Annotated in this window: 26 protein-coding genes; 22 read left to right on the forward strand and 4 right to left on the reverse strand. The window is 69.1% G+C overall.

Going from position 1 to position 22,815, the window contains the following annotated elements; all coding sequences use genetic code 11:
* Positions 1-53: 53 nt before the first annotated feature.
* Positions 54-503, forward strand: coding sequence for a MarR family winged helix-turn-helix transcriptional regulator (locus OVA17_RS14365; protein WP_267787188.1), 450 nt, complete (start codon positions 54-56; stop codon positions 501-503).
* A gap of 105 nt (positions 504-608) precedes the next feature.
* On the opposite strand, the gene rpsT is transcribed toward OVA17_RS14365, so the two are convergent.
* Complete coding sequence (gene rpsT, locus OVA17_RS14370) at positions 609-869, reverse strand: 30S ribosomal protein S20 (RefSeq protein ID WP_210074874.1); 261 nt, start codon at positions 867-869, stop codon at positions 609-611.
* Positions 870-988: 119 nt separating this feature from the next.
* A complete protein-coding gene (locus OVA17_RS14375; RefSeq protein WP_267787189.1) occupies positions 989-1,711 on the reverse strand; it encodes an alpha/beta fold hydrolase in 723 nt (240 codons plus the stop codon).
* 212 nt (positions 1,712-1,923) lie between these two features.
* Here OVA17_RS14375 and lepA point away from each other — a divergent pair, with 212 nt between their 5' ends.
* The 15 genes from lepA (at position 1,924) to OVA17_RS14450 (ending at position 16,727) form a co-directional block, all read left to right on the forward strand.
* Positions 1,924-3,768 (forward strand): translation elongation factor 4, encoded by a 1,845-nt coding sequence (gene lepA / locus OVA17_RS14380; RefSeq protein ID WP_210074878.1) that lies wholly within the window; start codon positions 1,924-1,926, stop codon positions 3,766-3,768.
* A 25-nt stretch (positions 3,769-3,793) separates the two neighbouring features.
* The gene (locus OVA17_RS14385; RefSeq protein ID WP_267787190.1) at positions 3,794-4,438 is read left to right on the forward strand and encodes a DUF1990 family protein; all 645 of its coding nucleotides are present in this window, start codon (positions 3,794-3,796) and stop codon (positions 4,436-4,438) included.
* Complete coding sequence (gene hemW, locus OVA17_RS14390; RefSeq protein WP_267787191.1) at positions 4,438-5,655, forward strand: radical SAM family heme chaperone HemW; 1,218 nt, start codon at positions 4,438-4,440, stop codon at positions 5,653-5,655. The genes OVA17_RS14385 and hemW overlap by 1 nt, the downstream gene beginning before the upstream one ends.
* Positions 5,656-5,739: 84 nt before the next feature.
* Complete coding sequence (gene hrcA, locus OVA17_RS14395) at positions 5,740-6,780, forward strand: heat-inducible transcriptional repressor HrcA (protein ID WP_267787192.1); 1,041 nt, start codon at positions 5,740-5,742, stop codon at positions 6,778-6,780.
* A 62-nt stretch (positions 6,781-6,842) separates the two neighbouring features.
* On the forward strand, positions 6,843-7,967 hold the full coding sequence (gene dnaJ / locus OVA17_RS14400; RefSeq protein WP_267787193.1) for a molecular chaperone DnaJ: 1,125 nt from the start codon (positions 6,843-6,845) through the stop codon (positions 7,965-7,967).
* Positions 7,968-7,969: 2 nt separating this feature from the next.
* The gene (locus OVA17_RS14405) at positions 7,970-8,704 is read left to right on the forward strand and encodes a 16S rRNA (uracil(1498)-N(3))-methyltransferase (RefSeq protein WP_267787194.1); all 735 of its coding nucleotides are present in this window, start codon (positions 7,970-7,972) and stop codon (positions 8,702-8,704) included.
* A 147-nt stretch (positions 8,705-8,851) separates the two neighbouring features.
* Positions 8,852-9,199 (forward strand): HIT domain-containing protein, encoded by a 348-nt coding sequence (locus OVA17_RS14410; protein ID WP_267787195.1) that lies wholly within the window; start codon positions 8,852-8,854, stop codon positions 9,197-9,199.
* A 49-nt stretch (positions 9,200-9,248) separates the two neighbouring features.
* Positions 9,249-10,271 (forward strand): PhoH family protein, encoded by a 1,023-nt coding sequence (locus tag OVA17_RS14415; RefSeq protein ID WP_267789409.1) that lies wholly within the window; start codon positions 9,249-9,251, stop codon positions 10,269-10,271.
* Entirely contained in the window at positions 10,268-10,735 is a 468-nt protein-coding gene (gene ybeY, locus OVA17_RS14420; protein ID WP_210074894.1) for an rRNA maturation RNase YbeY, read from the forward strand. Before OVA17_RS14415 ends, ybeY begins: the two co-directional genes overlap by 4 nt.
* Positions 10,732-12,042: a hemolysin family protein gene (locus tag OVA17_RS14425; RefSeq protein WP_267787196.1), complete on the forward strand. Its 1,311-nt coding sequence runs from the start codon at positions 10,732-10,734 to the stop codon at positions 12,040-12,042. The genes ybeY and OVA17_RS14425 overlap by 4 nt, the downstream gene beginning before the upstream one ends.
* Entirely contained in the window at positions 12,039-12,932 is an 894-nt protein-coding gene (gene era, locus OVA17_RS14430; RefSeq protein ID WP_267787197.1) for a GTPase Era, read from the forward strand. The genes OVA17_RS14425 and era overlap by 4 nt, the downstream gene beginning before the upstream one ends.
* Before the next feature lie 70 nt (positions 12,933-13,002).
* Positions 13,003-13,950 carry a quinone oxidoreductase family protein gene (locus tag OVA17_RS14435; protein WP_210074899.1) on the forward strand — a complete coding sequence of 316 codons (948 nt, stop codon included), beginning with the start codon at positions 13,003-13,005 and terminating at the stop codon, positions 13,948-13,950.
* Entirely contained in the window at positions 13,947-14,540 is a 594-nt protein-coding gene (locus OVA17_RS14440) for a GNAT family N-acetyltransferase (protein ID WP_267787198.1), read from the forward strand. Before OVA17_RS14435 ends, OVA17_RS14440 begins: the two co-directional genes overlap by 4 nt.
* Positions 14,541-14,678: 138 nt before the next feature.
* Positions 14,679-16,439: a 2-isopropylmalate synthase gene (gene leuA / locus OVA17_RS14445; RefSeq protein ID WP_267787199.1), complete on the forward strand. Its 1,761-nt coding sequence runs from the start codon at positions 14,679-14,681 to the stop codon at positions 16,437-16,439.
* A 120-nt stretch (positions 16,440-16,559) separates the two neighbouring features.
* Positions 16,560-16,727 carry a hypothetical protein gene (locus OVA17_RS14450; RefSeq protein ID WP_267787200.1) on the forward strand — a complete coding sequence of 56 codons (168 nt, stop codon included), beginning with the start codon at positions 16,560-16,562 and terminating at the stop codon, positions 16,725-16,727.
* 21 nt (positions 16,728-16,748) lie between these two features.
* Here OVA17_RS14450 and OVA17_RS14455 read toward each other — a convergent pair whose 3' ends face one another.
* On the reverse strand, positions 16,749-17,447 hold the full coding sequence (locus tag OVA17_RS14455) for an SDR family oxidoreductase (protein WP_267787201.1): 699 nt from the start codon (positions 17,445-17,447) through the stop codon (positions 16,749-16,751).
* Between the two features lie 68 nt (positions 17,448-17,515).
* On the opposite strand from OVA17_RS14455, the gene OVA17_RS14460 reads away from it, so the two are divergent.
* On the forward strand, positions 17,516-18,055 hold the full coding sequence (locus OVA17_RS14460) for a TetR/AcrR family transcriptional regulator (protein WP_267787202.1): 540 nt from the start codon (positions 17,516-17,518) through the stop codon (positions 18,053-18,055).
* A gap of 46 nt (positions 18,056-18,101) precedes the next feature.
* On the forward strand, positions 18,102-18,884 hold the full coding sequence (locus OVA17_RS14465; RefSeq protein WP_267787203.1) for an MOSC domain-containing protein: 783 nt from the start codon (positions 18,102-18,104) through the stop codon (positions 18,882-18,884).
* Positions 18,885-18,905: 21 nt separating this feature from the next.
* Here OVA17_RS14465 and OVA17_RS14470 read toward each other — a convergent pair whose 3' ends face one another.
* Positions 18,906-19,613 carry a trimeric intracellular cation channel family protein gene (locus OVA17_RS14470; RefSeq protein WP_420712422.1) on the reverse strand — a complete coding sequence of 236 codons (708 nt, stop codon included), beginning with the start codon at positions 19,611-19,613 and terminating at the stop codon, positions 18,906-18,908.
* A gap of 265 nt (positions 19,614-19,878) precedes the next feature.
* Between OVA17_RS14470 and OVA17_RS14475 the strand changes: the two genes are divergently transcribed.
* The 4 genes from OVA17_RS14475 (at position 19,879) to OVA17_RS14490 (ending at position 22,803) form a co-directional block, all read left to right on the forward strand.
* The gene (locus OVA17_RS14475) at positions 19,879-20,478 is read left to right on the forward strand and encodes a hypothetical protein (protein WP_267787205.1); all 600 of its coding nucleotides are present in this window, start codon (positions 19,879-19,881) and stop codon (positions 20,476-20,478) included.
* A 63-nt stretch (positions 20,479-20,541) separates the two neighbouring features.
* Positions 20,542-21,270, forward strand: a complete 729-nt coding sequence (gene recO, locus OVA17_RS14480; RefSeq protein WP_267787206.1) for a DNA repair protein RecO — start codon at positions 20,542-20,544, stop codon at positions 21,268-21,270.
* A complete protein-coding gene (locus OVA17_RS14485; RefSeq protein WP_210074916.1) occupies positions 21,267-22,070 on the forward strand; it encodes an isoprenyl transferase in 804 nt (267 codons plus the stop codon). Before recO ends, OVA17_RS14485 begins: the two co-directional genes overlap by 4 nt.
* A gap of 49 nt (positions 22,071-22,119) precedes the next feature.
* On the forward strand, positions 22,120-22,803 hold the full coding sequence (locus OVA17_RS14490; protein WP_267787207.1) for a DsbA family oxidoreductase: 684 nt from the start codon (positions 22,120-22,122) through the stop codon (positions 22,801-22,803).
* The last annotated feature ends 12 nt before the right edge of the window (positions 22,804-22,815 follow it).

Here is a 22,815-nt window from a genome sequence, read left to right on the forward strand (position 1 = left end):
TTTGTGACCAAATTAGTTTTCTGTCAAACACTTCGGGCTCGTACACTTGCCCCATGGCTGAGGGCACCTCGATCACCGCGCGACTGCTGAGCGACCGGCTCGGCCCCCTCCGCCGCGCCGTCTCGCGGGCCTCCCGGTCGTCCGCCGCTCTGCCCGACATCCCCGACGCGCAGATCGAGGTCATGCGCTGCCTTTCGACGACCGGCACCCGCACCCCGTCGGAGCTCGCCGACGCGCTCGGTCTCGCGCGCTCGACCGTCAGCAACCTGCTGTCGCAGATGGAGCGGAGCGAACTCGTCGAACGCCGTCTTGTCTCGGGAGACGGGCGCCGCACCCAGGTCGGGCTGACCCCCCTCGCCGCCGCGCGACTGCGCGCCTTCGACGACGCCGCGACCGCGGTGCTCGTCGCCGCGCTTCAGGATCTCCCCGACGGCGATGCCGCGGCCATCGCCGCAGCCCTCCCCGCACTCGAACGCCTGCACGACCGCGTCGTCGACCGGTGAGTCGACGCGGCCGATGCGGGCCGCCGAAGGTCGAGCCAGATCAGGTCGACGCACAGCAAAAGGCCCGCCCCGCGCAATGCGGAGCGGGCCTCGAGGATCGGCGACTCAGAGAGCGGCGACCGACTTCGCGATGGCCGACTTGCGGTTCGCGGCCTGGTTCTGGTGGATGACACCCTTGCTCACGGCCTTGTCGAGCTTCTTGGTCGCGGTGGCGAGCGCCTTGAGGGCAGCTTCCTTGTCACCGGCGACGACGGCCTCGTTGGTGCGACGCACGTGCGTGCGGAGTTCGCTCTTGACGGCCTTGTTGCGCTCGCGCGCCTTCTCGTTGGTCTTGTTGCGCTTGATCTGCGACTTGATGTTCGCCACGTCGAGGGTCTTTCGTTTGAGTGAGTATGGGATTGTGCCGGGCGAGCGGTAGAGGGGCGCTGCACCGGCGATCGTGGAGGTCGGGAAAAACCCCACACGCAAGCCAAGGACCGAGTCTATCAGGTCGCTGCCTCGATCGTGGTGAGCGCCACCTCCAACAGCGCGTTGAACACGCGTGGTCGCATCGCCGTGACGAGGTGCGTCGTGCGCGGGACCACGACGAGCTCCGCGTGGCGCGCGACGGCGAGGAACAACCTCTCGTTCATCCGCAGTTGGTCCCATTGCCCGTTCACGAACCACAGGGGCACGTCGATCCGGCGGAGGGATGCCAGCAGGTCCAGCGTCGAAAGCGACGCCAGGGCCGTGTCCTGCGCGTCGAAGGCGTACCCGCCGGCTCCGAAATCAGGCCGCGTCTCCGGAGGGAGCGTGCGATCGAGCACGCGGTTCGTCAGGCCCAGGCCGCGATCGGGAAGGCTGTCGAAGCGTCGCGTGAAGAACCGGTAGGCAGACAGCCCGATTCCGCGGGGGATCGAGGTGCAAGACGCCGCCACGAACCCCGCCACCGGAGGCCGATCCTCGCCGCCGACGTAATCGATGCCCAGCAGCCCACCCATCGAGTGCCCCACCAGCAGCACGGGGCCGAGCGTCGCGGCATCCCGTACCGCTGCGTCGATCGACGCGAACGCCTCATCGAGGGTGAACGCCTCACCCCGGCGCGTCCCGTGCCCGGGGAGGTCGACGGCGGTGACGGGCGTACCTCGGTCTCGCAGATAAGCAACCTGTGCGCGCCACATCGTCGAAGACGTGCGGATGCCGTGCACGAGCACGACCCGGACCGCCACGGCATCCATCGTAGAAGCGCGAGAACCGCCGGGCGCCCAGGCCCCGCTGCGTCGAGATCACGTAGCCTCGCCCAGGTCACACGACATACCGTGTGGCTCTGCCCAGATCACGTGATCTCGCGTCAGAAGCAGGGCGCCAGAAGCACCGGATGCCGGAACCCTGAGCACCCGCGGACGGGGATGTCGGCGCACCACCGTAGAATCGACGGAACATGTCACCGCGCGCCCTGAAGCCCCTCGAGCCGTCTGCCACTCCGCCGGAGCAGATCCGCAACTTCTGCATCATCGCTCACATCGACCACGGCAAGTCGACGTTGGCTGACCGCATGCTGCAGATCACCGGCGTGGTCAGCGACCGCGATATGCGGGCCCAGTACCTCGACCGCATGGACATCGAGCGCGAGCGCGGCATCACGATCAAGTCGCAGGCCGTGCGCATGCCGTGGTCGACCACCGACGGCACCTTCGCCCTCAACATGATCGACACGCCCGGGCACGTCGACTTCACCTACGAGGTCAGTCGGTCTCTCGCCGCCTGCGAGGGCGCGATCCTGCTGGTCGACGCCGCTCAGGGCATCGAGGCTCAGACGCTGGCCAACCTGTATCTGGCGCTCGAGAACGACCTGACGATCATCCCGGTGCTGAACAAGATCGACCTGCCCGCGGCCGACCCCGACAAGTACGCCGCCGAGCTCGCAGGCCTCATCGGCGGCGACCCTGCCGACGTGCTGCGCGTCAGCGGGAAGACCGGCATGGGCGTCGAGGAGCTGCTCGATCTGATCGTCGAGAAGATCCCGGCCCCGGTCGGCAAGGCCGACGCCCCGGCACGCGCGATGATCTTCGACTCGGTCTACGACGCCTACCGCGGCGTCGTCACCTACGTGCGCATGATCGACGGTTCGCTGCAGCCGCGCGAACGACTGCAGATGATGTCGACCGGCGCGACACACGAGGCCCTCGAGATCGGCGTGTCCAGCCCCGAGCCGGTGCCCACCAAGGGGCTCGGCGTCGGCGAGGTCGGTTACCTCATCACGGGCGTGAAGGACGTACGTCAGTCCAAGGTGGGCGATACGATCACGACGCACCGCAAGCCCGCCACCGATGCGCTCCCCGGCTACACCGATCCGAAGCCCATGGTCTTCTCGGGCATCTACCCGATCGACGGCAGCGACTACGCCGAGCTGCGCGAGGCGCTCGACAAGCTGAAGCTCTCCGACGCCTCGCTGCAGTACGAGCCCGAGACGTCCGTCGCTCTCGGCTTCGGCTTCCGCTGCGGATTCCTGGGCCTCCTGCACCTCGAGATCATCACCGAGCGTCTCTCGCGCGAGTTCGGGCTCGACCTGATCACCACCGCGCCGTCGGTGACGTACGAGGTCACCACCGACACCGGTGAGACCGTGTCGGTCACCAACCCCAGCGAGTACCCCGACGGGCGCGTCGCCTCGGTCTCGGAGCCGATCGTCAAGGTCGGCATCCTGCTTCCAAAGGATTACGTCGGCACCGTCATGGAGCTCTGCCAGACGCGCCGCGGCACCCTGCTCGGCATGGAGTACCTCAGCGAGGACCGCGTCGAGCTGCGCTACCACATGCCCCTCGGCGAGATCGTGTTCGACTTCTTCGACCACCTCAAGTCGCGCACCCAGGGTTACGCGAGCCTCGACTACGAACCGGCCGGTCAGCAGACCGCCGACCTGGTCAAGGTCGACATCCTGCTGCAGGGCGACAAGGTCGACGCGTTCAGCTCGATCGTGCACCGCGAGAAGGCCTATGCGTACGGCACGCTCATGGCCGAGCGCCTGCGCAAACTCATCCCTCGCCAGCAGTTCGAGGTGCCCATCCAGGCCGCGATCGGTGCGCGCATCATCGCGCGCGAAACGATCCGCGCCATCCGCAAAGACGTCCTGGCCAAGTGCTACGGCGGTGACATCACCCGAAAGCGCAAGCTCCTCGAAAAGCAGAAAGAGGGCAAGAAGCGCATGAAGATGGTGGGCCGCGTCGAGGTTCCGCAGGAGGCGTTCATCGCCGCCCTGTCGGGCGACGTCGAGACCAAGAAGTAACGCACCACACCGAGAGGGGTGAACCATGCGCAGGCAGAACTTCACCGATGACACGGTCGACTACGCGGCTGTCGGCGCCACCCAGGCGCACGATCTGATGCAGTACCCGCCCGAGAACTCCGTTCCCGCAGAGGACGCGTGGCGCATCGGCAGCGGTGAGGAGCGCTTCGCCTCGGCGAGCGAGCTGCTGCTGTCGTGGGCGCCGCTGCGTGCCGGCGAGCTGAGCATCAGCGATGTGCGCCCGGCATCGGGCGAGGGGTACTCGGGCGTCGGCTTCGACGCCGACGGCGCACCCGTCGCGCCCAGCAGCCTCGAGGCCGAGCAGCGTTTCGCCGCCGACGGCACGCCCTTCGTCAGCCCTGGGACGGGTATCCGCCTGCACGGCAAGGTCGACGGTCACCGCGCCGACGCCGAGCTGCGCGTCATCTCGGTCTTCGAAGAACCGCGCCGCGTCGGGTTCATCCTCGGCACGGTCGGTCACTCGATCGTCAGCGGCGAAGAGCTGTTCGCGGTCGAGTGGCGCGACAACGACGAGGTCTGGCTCGTGGTCCGCGCGTTCGATCGCCCCACCGCTCCCACCTACCGCCTCTTCACCAGCCGCGTGCGTCGCCGCCGCAAGGCGCTGTTCGCCCGGTACCTGCGCGCCATCTCGCCGCTGTACGCGTCCTGATGGGCGGTCCCCTCCCGCTCGGAGACCCCGCCCCCGTCGACGGACACCTGCCGGCCGACCTCGACATCGACCCGGCGGCCGATTTCGGCGTGTACCTGCACGTTCCCTTCTGCCGGGTGCGCTGCGGCTACTGCGATTTCAACACGTACACCGCGAGTGAGCTGCGCGGCGCCCGGCAAGACGACTTCGCCGACACGCTCGCCGCCGAAGTACGCCTGGCGGGGGGAGTGATGGATGCCGCGGGCGGACGCCGCCCGGCATCCACCGTGTTCTTCGGAGGAGGAACGCCCACGCTTCTGCCGCCGGGGGATCTGGCGCGGATGCTCGCAGCGGTGCGCGACGAGTTCGGGATCGACGCCGCTGCCGAGGTCACCGTCGAGGCGAACCCCGACACGGTCGACGACGCCGTCGCGCGCACGCTCGCCGACGCCGGAGTCACCCGCCTGTCGATCGGCATGCAGTCGGCGCGGCCGCACGTGCTCGCGGTCCTCGACCGCACGCACGACCCCCTGAACGTCGCCACCGCCGTGGCCGCAGCTCGCCGGGCCGGCCTCGACGTGTCGGTCGACCTCATCTACGGGGCGCCGGGGGAGTCGCTCGACGACTGGCGTGCGTCGCTCGAGGCTGCCATCGCGCTCGAACCCGACCACATCTCGGCGTACGCGCTGATCGTCGAAGACGGCACGAAGCTCGCGCGCCAGATCCGCTCGGGCGACGTGGCCATGCCCGACGACGATCTGCAGGCCGACATGTACGAGCTGGCCGACGAGCTGCTCGGTGCCGCCGGGTTCGACTGGTACGAGGTGTCGAACTGGTCGCGGGGCGTCTCGCACCGCTCGCGGCACAACCTCGCCTACTGGCGCGGGAGCGACTGGTGGGGGTTCGGCCCCGGTGCGCACAGTCACGTCGGCGGCCTGCGCTGGTGGAACGTGAAGCACCCCGCGGCGTACGCGCAGCGCCTGGCCGCGCTCGAGTCTCCGGCCGCGGCGCGGGAACGCCCCGACGAGACGGCGCGCCGACTCGAATCGGTGCTGCTGCGCAGCCGTATCCGCGAGGGGCTGGCGGTCTCGGAGATCCTCGGCGAAGGGCGTAAGGCGGTGGCATCCCTCATCGCCGACGGCCTGATCGAGGGCCGGGATGCGGTGAGGGGACGCATCGTGCTGACCCTGCGCGGGCGCCTGCTGGCGGATGCCGTGGTGCGAGCGCTCACGGTCTGATCCGCGAGCCCCCGGCACCGTGTCGGACCGATCCCGTAGAATTGGCACTCCGCAGATGCGAGTGCCAGACGGGAGGAGCAGCTCATGGTGTCGGAACGAGGCCTCCAGGTGCTCCGCGCGATCGTCCAGGATTACGTCGATACGCGCGAACCCGTCGGCAGCAAGGCGATCGTCGACCGCCACGCGTTCGGGGTGTCGGCGGCGACGATCCGCAACGACATGGCATTGCTCGAGGACGAAGAGCTCATCGTCGCCCCGCATACCTCGTCGGGGCGCGTCCCCACCGATAAGGGCTACCGCGTCTTCGTCGATCACCTCGCAGAACTCCGCCCGCTCTCGGGCGCCCAGCGCAGCGCGATCACCTCGTTCCTCGATGAAGCGGGCGATCTCGACGACCTGCTCGCCCGCACCGTCCGCGCGCTCACCCAGCTGACCGGACAAGTCGCGATCGTGCAGTATCCCTCGTTCGCCCGTGCGAACGTGACCCACGTCGAGCTCGTCGCCCTCGGCGGACCGCGCGTGCTGGTGATCCTCGTCACCGACACTGGCCGGGTGTCGCAACGGATCGCTCTCGTGCCCGCCGAGCCGAGCGAGGCAGACATCGTGCAGCTGCGCGCCCGCGTGGGGGCGGTGCTGGTCGGACGCAGCGTCGCCGACAGCTCGCACCAGGTGCAGGCGGTGCTCGCCGACGGACCACGGCCCGGTGTCGCCCTCGACGCGATCTCCGACGCGGTGCTGCGCATCGTGGGCGAAGAGCTGGAGGAGTTCCGCCAGGACCGCCTCGTCATGGCCGGGGCCGCGACGCTCGCCCGGCGCGAGTCCGACTTCCGCGGCAGCATCTACCCGCTGCTCGAGGCCATCGAGGAGCAGGTGACGCTCCTGCGTCTGATGAGCGAGATGGTCGCCGACGAGAAGGGCCTGTCGGCCAGCATCGGCCGCGAGAACGAGCCCTTCGGTCTCGTCGAGGCCTCGGTGCTGGCCAGCCGCTACGACGGCTCGACGGGCGGAGCGCGTGTCGGCCTGCTGGGCCCTACCCGCATGGATTACTCCTCCAATCTCGCGGCGGTCCGAGCCGTCGCGCACTATCTGACCCGGATGCTCGAAGACGACGACACGTCTCGCTGACGCCGAACTCACCGAGCACCCCACCCGAGAACGACCCCGCGCAAGCGGACAGGAAGGCGATTGTGGCTGACCACTACGAGGTCCTCGGCGTCGAACGCGACGCCAGCCCCGAAGACATCAAGAAGGCGTATCGCCGTCTGGCGCGCCAGCTGCACCCCGATGTGAACCCCGGAGACGACGCCTCAGAGCGCTTCAAGCTCGTCACCCACGCCTACGACGTGCTGAGCGACCCGGAGCAGCGTCGCCGCTACGACATGGGGGGCGACCAGAGCCCCTTCGGCGGCGGGGGAGCGGCCGGCTTCGGAGGCTTCAGCGACATCTTCGAGACGTTCTTCGGTGGCGGCGGTCAGGGCGGCGGCGGCCGCGGACCCCGTCCGCGTTCGCGTCGTGAGCGCGGCCAGGATGCCCTCGTGCGCGTCACCCTCGACCTGGGCGACGTCGTCTTCGGTACCCACCGCGACCTCGAGGTCGACACCGCCGTGCTGTGCGAGACCTGCCAGGGAGCCTGCACGCAGCCCGGCACCAGCGAGGTCACCTGCGACATCTGCCACGGCTCCGGCCACGTGCAGCGCACGGTGCGCAGCCTGCTCGGCAACGTCGTCACCAGCGCTCCCTGCAGTGTCTGCCAGGGTCACGGCACGACCATTCCGTACCCGTGCGGCACCTGTCAGGGGCAGGGGCGCGTGCGCGCCCGCCGCACGGTGTCGGTCGACATCCCCGCCGGTGTGGAGTCGGGCCTGCGCCTGCAGCTGCCCGGCTCCGGCGAGGTCGGGCCCGCGGGCGGTCCCAACGGCGACCTCTATCTCGAGATCACCGTCGAGACGCACGAGTCCTTCAGCCGAGAGGGCGATGATCTGGTCGCGACCCTCGAGGTGTCGATGCCGGATGCCATCCTCGGCACGAACACCACGATCCAGTCCCTCGACGGCAGCGTCGACCTCGAGGTGCGACCGGGCGTGCAATCCGGCGACGTCCTGACCATCAAGGGCCGCGGGATCACGCCGCTGCGGGGGAGCCAGCGCGGAGACCTCCGCGTCGGCGTGCACGTCGTCACCCCCACCCGCCTCGACCACAAGGAGCGCGCCCTCATCGAGGAGTTCGCGAAGCGCACGAAGGCCCCGAAGCCCCGCCTGGCCGAGCACCAGCAGGGCATGTTCAGCAAGTTCCGCGACCGCTTCCGGCACTGATCGTGGCACTGCACTTCGTCACCGACGACGCCGGTTCCGCCCGACCGGGAGACACCGTCGAGCTCACCGGCGCCGAGGCGCACCACGCCTCGGCCGTCCGGCGCGTGCGCGTCGACGAGGCGGTGACGCTCGGCGACGGTCGCGGTGTATGGCTGTCGGGCATCGTGACCGCGGCGACCCCGAAACAGGTCGACGTGCGCGTCACCGGGCGCGACGAGCTGCCCGCGCCCACTCCGCGCTTCGTGCTCGTCCAGGCCCTCGCCAAGGGTGACCGCGACGAACTCGCCGTTCAGGCAGCCACCGAGCTCGGTGTCGATGCGATTGTGCCGTGGCAGGCAGCGCGAAGCGTCTCGCGCTGGGATTCGAAGGCCGAGAAGGGTCTCGCGCGCTGGCGCGCCATCGTCCGTGAAGCGGCGAAGCAGGCTCACCGTGCCTGGATACCCGAGGTCCGGGCGGTTGCGCGCACCGCCGACCTCGTCGAGGCTGGGGGCACCGCTGTGATCCTGGTGCTCGAGCCGTCGGCATCCGCTCGCCTCACCGAGGTGACCGCGGAGGCGTCGGACGGCCGCGAGGTGCTGCTCGTCGTCGGCCCGGAGGGCGGGATCGCGCCCGAGGAGCTCTCAGCGCTCGTGGCGGCCGGCGCGCGGCTCGTACGCCTCGGAGACACGGTGCTGCGGACATCGACCGCGGGGGCTGCGGCGATCTCGGTGCTGTCGGCGGCATACGGGCGCTGGTGACGGCGTTTCACCTTTCCGCCCCGGCGCTCGCGGGGATCGAGGCCCGACGTCTCCGCCCCGACCTCCAGCCCGTGCCGGCGCCTCGGAGAGCGACGGATGCCGGAACCCCCGACCTGGGTGTCGGAGGCCGTCACTAGACTGGATGCTATGAGCGAACCGTCGATCTTCACGCGCATCCTGCGGGGCGAGATCCCCGCCGAGATCGTGGCCGAGACCGAGAACGCCTTCGCGATCCGCGACATCGCGCCTCAGGCGCCGGTGCACCTGCTCGTCATCCCCAAGACGCAGCAGTACCGCAACGTCGTCGAGCTGGCCGCGGGCGATCCCGACCTGCTCGCCGAGATCATCGGGCTCGCCCATTCGGTTGCCGCCGCGCACGCCGACGGCGACTTCCGCCTCATCTTCAACACCGGCGAGGGCGCCGGCCAGACCGTCTTCCATGTGCACGCCCACGTCCTCGCGGGTGGCCTGAACGAAAAGAGCTTGGGTGGCTGATTCCGCCGAAGAAACCGTCTCCGACCACATCCAGGTCGACGGCGTGGCCATGGTGCAGCTTCTCGGCCCGCAGGATCGCCTCCTCCGCGTGGTCGAGAAGGAACACCCCGACGTCGACGTGCACGTGCGCGGCAACGAGATCACCCTGTCGGGCGCACCCGGTGCGGTGCGCGCGGCCCGCGGCCTCGTCGACGAACTGCTCAGCATGACCCGCTCGGGGCAGGGCCTCGACCCGTCCGACGTGTCGAGCTCGAACCGCATGCTCTCCGACGGCGGTCCCCGACCCTCCGAGGTGATGGGCGAGGCGATCCTCTCGTCGCGCGGCAAGACCATCCGTCCCAAGACCGCGGGCCAGAAAGAGTACGTCGACGCGATCGACGAGAACACCATCGTCTTCGGCATCGGCCCCGCCGGTACCGGCAAGACCTATCTGGCCATGGCCAAGGCCGTGCAGGCGCTGCAGCGCAAAGAAGTCAACCGCATCATCCTGACGCGGCCGGCCGTCGAGGCGGGGGAGCGGCTCGGGTTCCTCCCGGGCACGCTCACCGACAAGATCGACCCCTATCTGCGCCCGCTCTACGACGCGCTTAACGAGATGATGGACCCCGACATCGTCCCCAAGCTCATGGCGACCGGCACGATCGAGGTCGCGCCGCTGGCGTACATGCGCGGTCGCACGTTGAACGACTCCTTCGTCGTGCTCGACGAGGCGCAGAACACCACGCCCGAGCAGATGAAGATGTTCCTCACGCGCCTCGGCTTCGGCACGCGCATGGTCGTGACCGGTGACATCACGCAGGTCGATCTCCCGCAGGGTGCCTCGGGACTGCGACTCGTCACGCGCGTACTCGACGACATCGACGACATCCATTTCTCCCGCCTCACCAGCGACGACGTCGTGCGCCACAACCTCGTGGGCCGCATCGTCGACGCCTACAGCGAGTACGACGAGAAGCGCCTTGCCGCACGTCGCGAACGCGACGAGGCATCCGAATTCGCCACCCGTGCGGAGCGACGCGGCCCGAGCGCCGCCGGTCCCCGCGATCACCTCCCGAGACGAAACCGCTCATGACGATCGAGATCAACAACGAGTCCGACCACCAGATCGACGAGCAGGTCCTGCTGCGTCTGATGGAGTACAACCTCGCGGAACTGCACGTGAGTGCCGACGCCGACGTGGCCATCGTGCTCGTCGACGAGGGCGCCATGGAATCCCTCCACGTGCAGTGGATGGACGAGCCCGGCCCCACCGATGTGCTCAGCTTTCCGATGGACGAGCTGCGTCCCGGTTCCGAAGACGCCCCCACGCCCGCGGGCTTGCTCGGCGACATTGTTCTCTGCCCGGCTGTGGCCGAAACCCAGGCCGTCGCCGCGAAGCACTCCACGCAGGACGAGCTGATCCTGCTCACGACCCACGGGCTCCTGCACCTCCTCGGCTTCGACCACGCCGAGCCCGACGAGGAGCGCGAGATGTTCGGCCTGCAGCGCGAGCTCATCACCGGCTTCCAGGCCGTCGAGCGCCAGCGCCGCGCATGACCGAGGCCCTGCTCCTCGTCGCCGCGTTCCTCCTCGTCGCCTTCGGCGGCCTGATGGCGGCATTCGAGGCGGCGCTGGGCGTGACTTCGCGCGTCGACCTGATCGAGCTCGGGTCGGGCGGCCGCAACGCGCGGTCTCTGCGTCGCATCGGCGACGACACGAACGCCCACGTCACCGCCGTCTCCTTCATCCGCGTCCTCGCCGAGACGACCGCGGCCGTGCTGGTCGCCGCGGCCTTCATGCTTATCTTCGACAACATCCTGCTCGCGGTCCTCGCGGCGGCCGTGCTGATGACGGGTATCTCCTTCGTCGCCGTCGGCGCGAGTCCGCGTTCCGTCGGACGGCAGCACGCTCGCGGGCTGCTCCGCGGGGGAGCGCCGGTCATCCGCGGCATGCGCATCCTGCTCGGACCCCTCGCCCACGGCCTTGTCGCGGTCGGCAACCGCGTGACGCCCGGTGTCGCCCACTCGACCTCGTTCGCGTCCGAGGAGCAGCTGCTCAGCATCATCGACGAGGCCGCCGAGAACGAATTGATCGAGCAGGACGATCGCGAGCTCATCCACTCGGTCTTCGACTTCACCGACCGCTACGTGCGCGAAGTCATGGTCCCCCGCACCGACATGGTGAGCGTGGATGCCGCGGCCACCTCCCGCGAGGCACTCGCGCTGTTCCTCGAGAAGGGGGTCTCCCGCATTCCCCTCGCCGACGACGAGGCGGACGACGTCGTCGGCGTGCTGTACCTCAAAGACCTCGTCCAGTTCGGCTTCCGTGACGAGGCCGGTTGGCGCGATGCCCCGATTCGGCGCATCGCGCGTCCGGCCGTCTTCGTCCCCGAGTCGATGAAGGCAGAGACCCTTCTCCAGCAGATGAAGAAGGACGCCGTGCACGTCTGCCTCGTCGTCGACGAGTACGGCGGAGTCGCGGGCCTGGTGACTCTCGAAGACCTGATCGAAGAGCTCGTGGGCGAGATCGCCGACGAGTACGACGCCCCGTCCACCGAGATCGTCGAGCTGGGCGACGGCCGTTACCGCGTCAACGCGCGCCTCGGCCTCGACGAGGTCGGCGACCTGTTCGGTCTCGAACTCGACGACGAAGACGTGGATTCCATCGGCGGCCTTCTGGGCAAGGCCCTGGGCCGCATCCCACAGCCGGGCGCGACGGCCGAGCACTCCGGTCTCGTCATGACCGGGGGCGCCTCGCGCGGTCGCAACCGCGGTATCGCCACGGTGATCGTGGAGCGGGCTGAGACGATGGACGAAGAAGACGCCGAGGCAGAGCCCTCGCCGCGTGAGAGGAACGACAGATGACCGACACCCGATCCGGCTTCGTGACCTTCGTGGGCCGGCCGAACGTCGGCAAGTCCACGCTGACCAACGCCCTGGTGGGCGAGAAGGTCGCCATCACGAGCGACAAGCCGCAGACCACTCGCCGCGCCATCCGCGGCATCGTCAACCGTCCCGGCGGTCAGCTCGTGGTCGTCGACACTCCCGGCATCCATCGTCCTCGCACCCTTCTCGGTCAGCGTCTGAACGATCTCGTCGAACAGGTGCTCGGAGACGTCGACGTGATCGCGTTCTGCGCCCCCGCGACCGAGAAGGTCGGTCCCGGCGATCGCCGCATCGCCGAATCGCTCTCGGGTTACCCGCGCGCGAAGAAGGTGGCCCTCGTCACGAAGACAGATGCCGCGACGCGCGATCAGATCACCGAGCGACTCATCGAGGTCGACGCGCTTCGCGAGGACTGGGCTGCGGTCATCCCGCTCTCAGCCGTCACGAACGACCAGCTCGACGTGCTGAGCGACGAGCTCCTCGCCCTCATGCCGGTCGGCCCCGCGCTGTACGCAGACGACGTCGTCACCGACGAGGCCCTCGAGGACCGCATCGCCGAGATCATCCGCGAGGCAGCCCTTCACGGGGTTCGCGACGAACTCCCGCACTCGATCGCGGTGACCGTGGACGACGTCGCTCCGCGCGAGGACAGCGACCTCACCGACGTCTGGGCGAACATCGTCGTCGAGCGCGACAGCCAGAAGGCGATCATCATCGGCAAGAAGGGTTCGCGCCTGGCCGACGTGGGAGCGCGCGCCCGCGCCGGCATCGAGCCGCTCGTCGGCGGCCGCGTCTATCTCTCCCTGCACGTCCGTGTCGCCAAGGAATGGCAGCGCGACCCGAAGCAGCTCGGTCGCCTCGGCTTCTGACCGCCCCTCTCCGAACCTGTCGTGCCCGGTCTCGGCTCGGCGGCGAACACCCGCAACGAAAGGCGTGACCATGGCGATGAGGTGGACGGCCCCGGCTCCGGGCCCGATCGACACGTGGAGCTTCGACGAGGTCGAGCTCGCGCCTCCCGGCCCGGGTGAAGTGAGCGTCCGGGTGCACGCGGCGGGTGTCAATCCCGCGGATGCCAAGCACGTCGCCACCGCGCGCCCCGGCGCCGAGTTCCCCGTGCCGATCGGCTATGAGCTGTCCGGCGAGGTGATCGCCGTCGGCCCCGATGCCCTCGGCGGCTCGGGCCCGCTTCGCGTCGGCGATGAGGTCGTCGCTTTCCGCGTGCACGGCGCCTACGCCACCGAACTCACGGTCCCCGCGCGCGACGTCTTCGCAAAGCCGGCGAACCTCTCGCACCCCGAGGCCGCGAACCTCCTGCTCGCCGGCACCACCGCCGCCGAGATGATCCAGGTCACCCGTGTGGTCGAGGGTGACACCGTCCTGCTCCATGCCGCCTCCGGTGCGGTGGGCGTCAGCCTGCTCCAGCAGGCGCGCGAACTCGGCGTCCGAGTCATCGGGACGGTGGGGCCGGATGCCGAGGACTCGGCCGACCGGGTCCGTCGCTACGGCGGCATTCCGGTGGCCTACGGCGTCGGTCTGCGCGAGCGCGTCGAAGCTGCGGCAGAAGGCGCTCCCATCGCCGCGGCGTGGGACGCCGTCGGCACCGACGAGGCGTTCGACGTCTCCCTCGCCCTCGTCGCCGAGCGCGACCGCATCGTCACGATCGTCGACCCCGAGCGCGCGAAGAAGGACGGCGTGCTGTGGATCGCGGGTTCGCGCCCCGAGAGCGCCCGCTTCCGCGACATCGCCCGTGCCCGGGTGCTCGAGCTGGCGGCATCCGGTGATCTCGAGGTCCCCCTCGCTCGGACGTACCCCCTCACCGAGGCGGTCGAGGCCGTCGGTTTCGTCATGGACGGCCACCCCGGCGGGAAGGTCGCGCTGCTGCCGTGAGTGGGTCACCGTTCTTCCTGCCCCCGGCGCCGGAGTCGCTCCAGGTCGTTCGCGAGCGCGTGCGTCTGCGTCCGTTCGAGAAAAGCGACCTCGAGGCTATGGCGACCTACCGCGGCGACGCCGACGTCTGTCGCTTCTTGCCGTTCGAGCCGCAGTCGCCCGACGACATCCGCCGCCGCAACGGCCACCTCATGGGAGGGACCTCGCTCGAGGGCGCGCGCGGCGGCGTCATGCTCGTCATCGAGAACGACGGCACGGTGATCGGTGACCTCGTGCTCTTCCACCTCGACATCGAGGCAGGATCCGCCGAGATCGGGTGGGTCGTGAGCCCGGCGGCATCGGGTCGCGGTCTCGCCACCGAGGCGGTGCGCGCGCTCATCGACACGGCGTTCGACGTCTACGGCCTCCGGCGTCTCGTCGCCCAGATCGACGCCGACAACGCGCGTTCCGTGGCGCTGGCCGAGCGCCTCGGCCTGCGTCGCGAGGCGCACTTCGTCGAGAACGAGTGGTTCAAGGGGCGATGGAGCGACCTGCTCGTCTACGCGGTTCTCGATCGCGAGTGGGCGGCCGGGGACGCGAGCGGCGCGTGAGGGACTGCTACGATCGCTGCATGCGCTTCGGTGGCCAGCTTCTTCTTAGTTGCCGCGACGAGTCCTCGATCTAAGGGCCTTCCTCGTCGCGGAGATCGTCGTCGGCCCCACCGAACGAATCTAAAGAAGCGACACATCATGAAGAACACCCAGAAGCCCACGTCCGCTCCGGTGCACAAGTACCGTCCGTTCCACGAGCAGATCGCGGTCGATCTGCCCGATCGCACCTGGCCGTCGAAGCGGATCGAGGTCGCGCCCCGCTGGTGCGCCGTCGACCTGCGTGACGGCAACCAGGCGCTCATCGACCCGATGAGCCCGGAGCGCAAGCGCGTCATGTTCGACCTGCTCGTGAAGATGGGGTACAAGGAGATCGAGGTCGGGTTCCCGAGCGCGAGCCAGACCGACTTCGACTTCGTGCGCCAGCTGATCGAAGAGGATCTGATCCCCGAGGACGTCACCATCCAGGTGCTGACCCAGGCGCGAGAGCACCTGATCGCCCGCACGTACGAGGCGATCGCCGGTGCCAGGCAGGCGATCGTGCACCTGTACAACTCCACGAGCGTCTTGCAGCGCGAGGTGGTGTTCCGCACCGACCAGCAGGGCATCGTCGACATCGCCCTCGAGGGCGCGCGGCTGTGCAAGCAGTACGAGAAGACCATCCCGCAGACCGAGGTCTACTACGAGTACTCGCCCGAGAGCTACACCGGGACGGAGCTCGAGTTCGCGCTGCGCATCTGCAACGAGGTGCTCGAGGTCTTCGAGCCCACTCCCGAGCGCAAGGTCATCCTGAACCTGCCCGCCACGGTCGAGATGGCCACCCCCAACGTCTACGCCGACTCGATCGAGTGGATGTCGCGCCACCTGAACCACCGCGAGAACGTCATCCTGTCGCTGCACCCGCACAACGACCGAGGCACGGCCGTGGCCGCCGCGGAGCTGGGGTACCTGGCCGGCGCCGATCGCATCGAGGGCTGCCTGTTCGGCAACGGTGAGCGCACCGGCAACGTCGACCTCGTCGCCCTGGGCATCAACCTGTTGACGCAGGGCATCGACCCGCAGATCGACTTCAGCGACATCGACCAGGTCAAGCGCACCGTCGAATACTGCAACCAGCTGCCCGTTCCCGAGCGCAGCCCCTGGGCCGGCGACCTGGTGTTCACCGCGTTCAGCGGATCGCATCAGGATGCCATCAAGAAGGGCTTCGAGGCGATGCAGGCCCGCGCGGACGCAGAGGGCAAGAGCATCGACGACATCGAGTGGGCGGTTCCCTACCTGCCGATCGACCCGAAGGATCTGGGGCGCTCGTACGAGGCCGTCATCCGCGTCAACTCGCAGTCCGGCAAGGGCGGGGTCGCCTACCTGCTGAAGGCCGATCACGCGATCGACCTGCCCCGCAAGCTCCAGATCGAGTTCTCCGGCGTCGTGCAGGCCCGCACCGATGCCGAGGGCGGCGAGGTCTCCAGCAGCCAGATCTGGGACATCTTCACCGACGAGTACCTGCCGTCGACGGACGACGACCAGCGTTGGGGCCGCTTCGAACTGCTCTCGACCCGCTCGGCGAGCGACATGTCGGGGGATGTGCACCTCGACATCACGCTGCGCGACGGCGACTCGAGCCACCCCGCGTCGGCTGTGGGAAACGGTCCGGTCGCTGCCTTCCTCGAGATCGTGCGATCGCAGGGTTTCGAGGTGACGCTGTACGACTACGTCGAGCATGCTCTCAGCTCGGGCGGTGACGCGCAGGCCGCCGCCTACGTCGAACTGCAGGTCGACGACCAGCGGTTGTGGGGCGTCGGCATCGACGGAGACATCTCTACCGCCTCGCTCAAGGCGATCGTCTCGGGTGTCAATCGCGCGATCCGCACGCGGCAGTCGTCCGACGCCCTCGCCGGCGTCTGACTCCGGTCCGGAGCGAACGGCCGTGGCCTACGCCCACGGACACCACGAAAGCGTGCTGCGCTCTCACGCCGCACGCACCGTCGCCGACTCGGCGGCGTACCTCGCGCCTGGTGGGGAGGGATGTGGGCCGACCGAGTGCTCGCCTCCGCCTTCGCGGGCCACGCGAAGAGGCTCGGACTCGCCGATGACGAGACGTTTCAGCGGATCTCCGACGCGTGGCGCGAATGGGCAGCCGATTCCGACGGGTGGATCCTCCTCCCGCACGGCGAGGTGCTCGCCCGCTCGTGAATTCACCCGCGTGCGGCCGTGTCACCACGGCACGGTCGCACCGTGGCGGTCCAGGTACTGCAGTCCCGGTGTCCGGTGCTGAGCCTCTATCGTGTCGACGAGCGGGGGAATGGCCTCGGCGATGTCGAGACCTGCACTCTCGCCGCCCATGTCGGTGCGGATCCAGCCGGGTGCCAGCAAGAGCAGCGTCTTCGGTTCGGCGGCGTGCCGCGCGGCGTAGCTCCGCATCAGCTGGTTCAGCGCCGCCTTCGACGCGCGGTAGACCTCGAAACCGCCGGAGGTGTTGTTCGCGACGCTGCCCTGGCCGGATGACATCACCGCGACGGTGCCCGTCTGAGGGACGAGGGCCGCGAGACGCTCCACGACACGCATGGTGCCCAGCGCGTTCGTCAACATGGTCCGCGTGAATGCGTCATCGGCGATGTCGGACGCCGGTTCGTCGACGGGTGCGAGAGAAATGCCCGCGACGACGAATAGCAGGTCGAACTGATCTCTCCCCAGCCGGTGCGCCAAAGCCGATATCTGCAGGGCATCGGTGACGTCGACATGCTCGACGGCGACCGGGAACCGCTCGGTCAGGGCGCGAAGCGCCTCGCTCTCGGCATCACGGACCGTCGCGACGACCTCGACGCCCCGACGGGCGTACTCCTCGACGAGGGCGAGGCCGAGGCCCCGCGAGGCTCCGACGATCAACGCCCGGCGAGTGTGTGCTTCTGTCATGGCATCCTCCGCTCAACAAGTGATGAGCGAAACAGTACGCCTTCGCTCAACGTTTGTAGAGTGGAGATATGGAACGCACAGGGACGCGAGCCGAGAAGCGCGCTGCAACAGCCGACCGCATCCTCGAGGCCGCGCGCGAGGAGTTCGCCGAACGGGGGCCGGCCGGCGCGACGATCCGCCGGATCGCCGGTCGTGCGGGAGTCGACCCGTCGCTCGTGATGCAGCACTACGGCTCGAAGAGCGCTCTGTTCGCTCTGGCGGTACGACCCGTCGCCGAGCTCGACGAGGCGGACGGCAAGGTGGGCGTCCATCTGGAGCAGGTGCTGCTCGCTCGGTTCCATGAGCTCGACGCCCCCACCCGCGCGCTGATGCGCTCGATGCTGAGCTCACCGGAGGCCGCGGATGCGATGAGCGCCTATCTCGACGAGCGAGCCTCGGCCCTCGCCGCGGGCGGCGATCGAGACCGGCACCAGCGAGCGGCGATCCTCGTCGCATCGATCATGGGCGTGACCATCGCGCGGCACTTCCTCGACGTCCCCGCTCTTCGCGACATCGACGCGGAAACGGCGGCGCAGATCCTCGGAGAGATGCTTCCGGGCGGCGACTGAGCTCCGCTCGGACGCGTTCCGCGACGTCGGATGCCAGGATGAACTGGTGATCCGCGTCGACGCCCTCTACCGCTATCCCGTCAAAGGCTTCACACCCGAGAGACGCGACGCTCTCGTCATCCAAGACGACGGCCGCGTGCAGGGGGACCGCTCGCTCGTGTTCCGCTTCGCCGACGCCCTCGAGCCGGCGGACGCGACGTTCCCGAAGAGCCGCGGTCTCGCGCTGATGACGTTCCCCACACTCGCACGGGTCGATCTGACCTTCGACGACGAGTCGCAGACGCTCCGGCTGCGGGTCGACGACATCGACGTCGAGGCCGATCTCAGTGAGAGCGGGCGCGCACGCCTGTCCGAGGCGGTGACGGCGTACCTGCGCACGACGAGCGACGCGAAGTTGCTGGAGGCCGACGGCATCCTGCCCCTCGGTCTTCTGGGCGACGGCCAAACGGCGCGCTTCCAGGACCGCCCGCGCGGTTTCGTCTCGCTCCACGGCGCGGCCTCGGTCGCCGCCCTGGATGCCACGGTCCCCGCGCCGGTGGACGATCGCCGCTTCCGCTCGAACATCGTCGTCGGGGGCACCGCCGCCTGGGCGGAGCTCGACTGGAGCGCTCGCGTGCGCATCGGTGAGGTGGTGTTCGAGGTGCAGAAGCCGATCGAGCGGTGCGCCGCGATCACCGCGAATCCCGACACGGGCGTGCGCGATGCGCGCCTGCTCCGCGTGCTCACGTCCGAGTTCGGCCAGGACGAGCCGACCCTCGGCATCCTGCTGCTCCCCGTCGACGGCGGCGGCACGATCCGCACGGGCGACGAGGTTGTCGTCGACGAGTGACGCACGGCGCCGGTGCGGCGCTCAGGACGCGTCGTCGGGTCGGATGATCGGGATGCCGGTGGTCTCGACCGCGACCTTGCGGCGGTAGAGCTTTCGCTGCTCGGGCAGGGAGAGGTCGAAGATCACCGCGAGCACGCGGATGACGGTCGTCACGATGAGGCCGATCACCGCCGCCAGCGGAAGCGGGACGCCGAACGCCGCGGTCGTGGCGAGCACGACGCAGCCGCCCCCGGCGGCCACCGCGTAGAGCGAGCCGACGTGCATGATTGCGACCGGCAGACCCATGAGCACATCTCGCAGCACGCTTCCGCCCGCCGCGGAGAGAACCCCCACGAACACGGCGGGCACCGCCGGCATCCCCAAGGCCAGGGCCTTGGACGTGCCGAAGGCGCCGAACAGACCGATCACGACGGCATCGAGCATGATGATCGCGCGGTTCAGCCGTTGGAAGATCCCTGACAGGAGCATTCCCACGATCGACGCGAGGGTCGCGGTGATGAGGTACCAGTTGCTCTGGAGCGTCGCGGGGGTGAGCCCGAGCAGCAGATCGCGGATGAGACCGCCGCCCATCCCGAGCAGGATGCCGATGATCGCCACACCCAGCAGATCGAGGCGTCGCTGGCCCTGGAACCCCGAGGCGAACAGCGCCCCCTGAACACCGCCGAGGGCGACGGCGGTGAGATCCGCCCACAGGGGGATGACGAAGACCGAGGGGTTCACGGCATCCATTCTCCGGGAGTGACGCGAGCGGAGCGGACAGGCGCGTCAGAGTCTGCCGAGTTCGGCACGCTGCGGTCACCGCGCTGGCTCCTCGGCCGCGCTCAGCCGAGCGGGCGACGCGACCGGGACCGCTGAAGATGCTGCGATAGCACCGCACGCGGGTGCGCGTCCAGCGGCCGCGCGCGGGCGGTCGGTGAGGTTTCATCGTGACAGGGGGCCGTTTCGTGCTGCCGAGAACGTCGAGGCGGTCACGAACCGCAGAAGAGGTGTGCAGATGCACTGGGGGGCGAATTCGAGCGTGGCCGTGGCCGCTCTCATCGCGGGAGTGATCACGACCGTCGTCACGGCGATCATCCGACGATCGCCGTCGCGCGCGACGGCCCGGGCCACACGAGAGGGCGTGCTCTTCGTGGTCTCGACGCGGATGTGGCAGCGCGTGTTGATCCGCACGGTCGGCATCGCGGTGCTTTCGCTCGGAGTGATCCTGCTGCTCGCGGCCGTCTTCGTGCGCGACCCCGAGATCGGCATGGTGATCGCGGGGGCGGCGATGCTGGCGGGAGGAATTCTGTTCCTCCTCCTCGCCCGGGGCATGAAACGTATGCGTCTGGAGGTCACTCCCGACTCGGTGTGGTCGTTCGGGCTCGTGCGCGGCCCCCAGCAGGTGCCGATCGCGGAGGTCACCGCTCTGGTCCCGAACCCGGGCGATCGGTTCGGGGGGATCCTCGCGCTGACGGGGAGCAAGACCCGCTTCGGGGCGACGCGCCTCATGCTGGGGTATCCGCAGTTGATCGATTTCCTGCAGCAGAGCCGCCCCGACCTGCCCGTCCCCGACGGTTCCTGGCCTCTTCAGGGGCGGCAGAGTCCCGCTCGCTGACCGCGGGCGGCGCGTCACGGCCCCGCGCGGCCTCTTCTCGGGGGCCCGGGCGGATAATGGACTGTGCCCACCTACCGCGACGAGGTCGTGGTCCTGCGTACCCACAAGCTCGGGGAGGCGGACCGCATCCTCACCCTGCTGAGCCGTCGCAACGGCAAGATCCGCGCGGTCGCGAAGGGCGTGCGACGCACCTCCTCGAAGTTCGGGTCTCGGCTCGAGCCGTTCATGGTCGCCGATGTGCAGCTGTCGACGGGACGCAACCTCGACATCGTGCAGCAGGCCGAGTCGCTCGGGTCGTACGGGGCCGATATCGTCACCGACTACGACCGGTACACCACCGCCAGCGCGATGGTCGAGACCGCCGACCGATTGAATGAAGCCGAGGCGACCCCGCAGCAGTATCTCCTGCTGGTCGGCGGGCTGCGCTCACTCGCCCGTGGGGAGCACGCCGAACGCAGCGTGCTCGATGCGTACCTGCTGCGCGCCATGGCTCTCTCCGGCTGGGCGCCGGGGTTGACCGAGTGCGCGCGCTGCGGCACGGTCGGCGATCACGACTACTTCCTGCCCCAGCTCGGGGGTGTCATCTGCTCCACCTGCGCCCCGGCGGGCTCGCCCCGTGTGGCGCGCGACACGGTCGACGTGCTCCGCGCGCTCATGGCGGGGGAGTGGGAGGTCGTCGACGCCGCCCCGGGCCGAACGACCGCGGCGGCCTCCGGTCTCGTGGCGGCCTACGCGCAGTTCCATCTCGAACGTGGCATCCGTTCCCTCTCGCACCTGGAGTCGCATCGATGACCCCCAAACCCTTCACGCACCGCGACGCCGTGCCGTACCGCCCCCTCGACTGGACCGGCGAGTATCCGCCGAGCTACCCCAAGGGGTCCGTCCCCGAGCACGTCGCGATCGTGATGGACGGCAACGGCCGCTGGGCCAATCGGCAGGGCCTCACGCGCGTCGAGGGGCACCGGGCGGGCGAGGCCGCTCTGCTCGACGTCGTCGCCGGCGCCATCCAGGCGGGGGTGAAGCACCTGTCGGTCTACGCCTTCTCGACCGAGAACTGGTCGCGTTCCCCCGACGAGGTGCGCTTCCTCATGGGCTTCAACCGCGAGGTGCTGCACCGTCGCCGCGACCAGCTGAACGAATGGGGGGTGCGGATCCGCTGGTCGGGCCGGAAGCCCCGCCTGTGGGGTTCGGTGATCAAGGAGCTCCAGCACGCGGAGCGGCTCACCGAGGGCAACTCGACCCTCACGCTCACCATGTGCGTCAACTACGGCGGGCGCGTCGAGATCGTCGATGCCATGCGCCGCATCGGCGACGACATCGCGGCCGGCAAGCTCAAGCCGTCCGCGGTGACCGAGAAGCTCATCCGCAAGAACCTGTATCAGCCCGACATGCCCGACGTCGATCTGTTCGTGCGCTCGAGCGGCGAGCAACGCACCTCGAACTTCCTCCTGTGGGAGTCGGCGTACGCCGAGATGGTGTTCCTGGACACCCTCTGGCCCGACTTCCGTCGCACGCACCTGTGGGACGCGATCGGTCTGTACCTCTCGCGCGATCGCCGCTTCGGCGGGGCGGTGGACACCCCGACCGCGTGACGGATGCCGCGAACGGAATAGACCCAAGCATCGAACGGTTGTACGCGATATGACGGATGCCATCAAGATCGACGTGTGGAGCGACATCGCCTGCCCCTGGTGCTACATCGGCAAGCGGAACCTCGAGAACGGCCTGGCCGCGACCGCGTCGGATGACGACGCCCCGGTCGTCGAGATCGAGTACCACTCGTTCGAGCTCTCGCCCGACACCCCCGAGGACTTCGACGGGGGAGAGGTCGATTACCTCTCGCAGCACAAAGGCATCTCTCCCGAATCGGCGCGCGAGATGCTCGACCGCGTGACCGGCGTCGCCGCAGAAGCCGGTCTCGAGTACCGCTTCGACATCCTGAAGCACACGAACACGGTCAAGGCGCACGAGCTGTTGCACTTCGCCAAAGAGAACGGCCGCCAGCTGGAGCTGGCCGAGCTGCTCATGTCGGCGTACTTCCTCGAGGGCCGCCACGTCGGCCGCGACGACGATCTCGTCGCTCTCGCCGTCGAGGCCGGGCTCGACCAGGATGCCGCCCGCGAGGCCCTCGCATCGCAGCGCTACCGACCCGCTGTGCGCGCCGACCAGGCTCAGGCGCAGCAGTACGGCATCACCGGCGTTCCCTTCTTCGTCATCGACGGCAAGTACGGCGTGAGCGGCGCTCAGCCCGTCGAGGCGTTCACGCAGATCGCCCGCCAGGTGTGGGGCGAGCGCCGCGAGGCAGCCGAGACCGCCGACGCGTGAGGCTCCTCCCCA

Origin of the sequence: Microbacterium sp. SL75 (assembly GCF_026625865.1) — a bacterium.
Classification (GTDB): Bacteria; Actinomycetota; Actinomycetes; order Actinomycetales; family Microbacteriaceae; genus Microbacterium.

Bases quoted from the DNA above. Each gene is read 5' to 3' on its own strand.
- OVA17_RS14450 (WP_267787200.1), top strand. From the start codon at position 16,560: ATGTGGGCCGACCGAGTGCTCGCCTCCGCCTTCGCGGGCCACGCGAAG.
- OVA17_RS14365 (WP_267787188.1), top strand. From the start codon at position 54: ATGGCTGAGGGCACCTCGATCACCGCGCGACTGCTGAGCGACCGGCTC.
- ybeY (WP_210074894.1), top strand. From the start codon at position 10,268: ATGACGATCGAGATCAACAACGAGTCCGACCACCAGATCGACGAGCAG.
- leuA (WP_267787199.1), top strand. From the start codon at position 14,679: ATGAAGAACACCCAGAAGCCCACGTCCGCTCCGGTGCACAAGTACCGT.
- OVA17_RS14485 (WP_210074916.1), top strand. From the start codon at position 21,267: ATGACCCCCAAACCCTTCACGCACCGCGACGCCGTGCCGTACCGCCCC.
- OVA17_RS14410 (WP_267787195.1), top strand. From the start codon at position 8,852: ATGAGCGAACCGTCGATCTTCACGCGCATCCTGCGGGGCGAGATCCCC.
- OVA17_RS14425 (WP_267787196.1), top strand. From the start codon at position 10,732: ATGACCGAGGCCCTGCTCCTCGTCGCCGCGTTCCTCCTCGTCGCCTTC.
- OVA17_RS14415 (WP_267789409.1), top strand. From the start codon at position 9,249: ATGGTGCAGCTTCTCGGCCCGCAGGATCGCCTCCTCCGCGTGGTCGAG.
- hrcA (WP_267787192.1), top strand. From the start codon at position 5,740: ATGGTGTCGGAACGAGGCCTCCAGGTGCTCCGCGCGATCGTCCAGGAT.
- era (WP_267787197.1), top strand. From the start codon at position 12,039: ATGACCGACACCCGATCCGGCTTCGTGACCTTCGTGGGCCGGCCGAAC.
- OVA17_RS14470 (WP_420712422.1), bottom strand. From the start codon at position 19,613: ATGGATGCCGTGAACCCCTCGGTCTTCGTCATCCCCCTGTGGGCGGAT.
- lepA (WP_210074878.1), top strand. From the start codon at position 1,924: ATGTCACCGCGCGCCCTGAAGCCCCTCGAGCCGTCTGCCACTCCGCCG.
- OVA17_RS14435 (WP_210074899.1), top strand. From the start codon at position 13,003: ATGGCGATGAGGTGGACGGCCCCGGCTCCGGGCCCGATCGACACGTGG.
- OVA17_RS14490 (WP_267787207.1), top strand. From the start codon at position 22,120: ATGACGGATGCCATCAAGATCGACGTGTGGAGCGACATCGCCTGCCCC.
- OVA17_RS14475 (WP_267787205.1), top strand. From the start codon at position 19,879: ATGCACTGGGGGGCGAATTCGAGCGTGGCCGTGGCCGCTCTCATCGCG.
- OVA17_RS14455 (WP_267787201.1), bottom strand. From the start codon at position 17,447: ATGACAGAAGCACACACTCGCCGGGCGTTGATCGTCGGAGCCTCGCGG.
- OVA17_RS14385 (WP_267787190.1), top strand. From the start codon at position 3,794: ATGCGCAGGCAGAACTTCACCGATGACACGGTCGACTACGCGGCTGTC.
- OVA17_RS14460 (WP_267787202.1), top strand. From the start codon at position 17,516: ATGGAACGCACAGGGACGCGAGCCGAGAAGCGCGCTGCAACAGCCGAC.
- hemW (WP_267787191.1), top strand. From the start codon at position 4,438: ATGGGCGGTCCCCTCCCGCTCGGAGACCCCGCCCCCGTCGACGGACAC.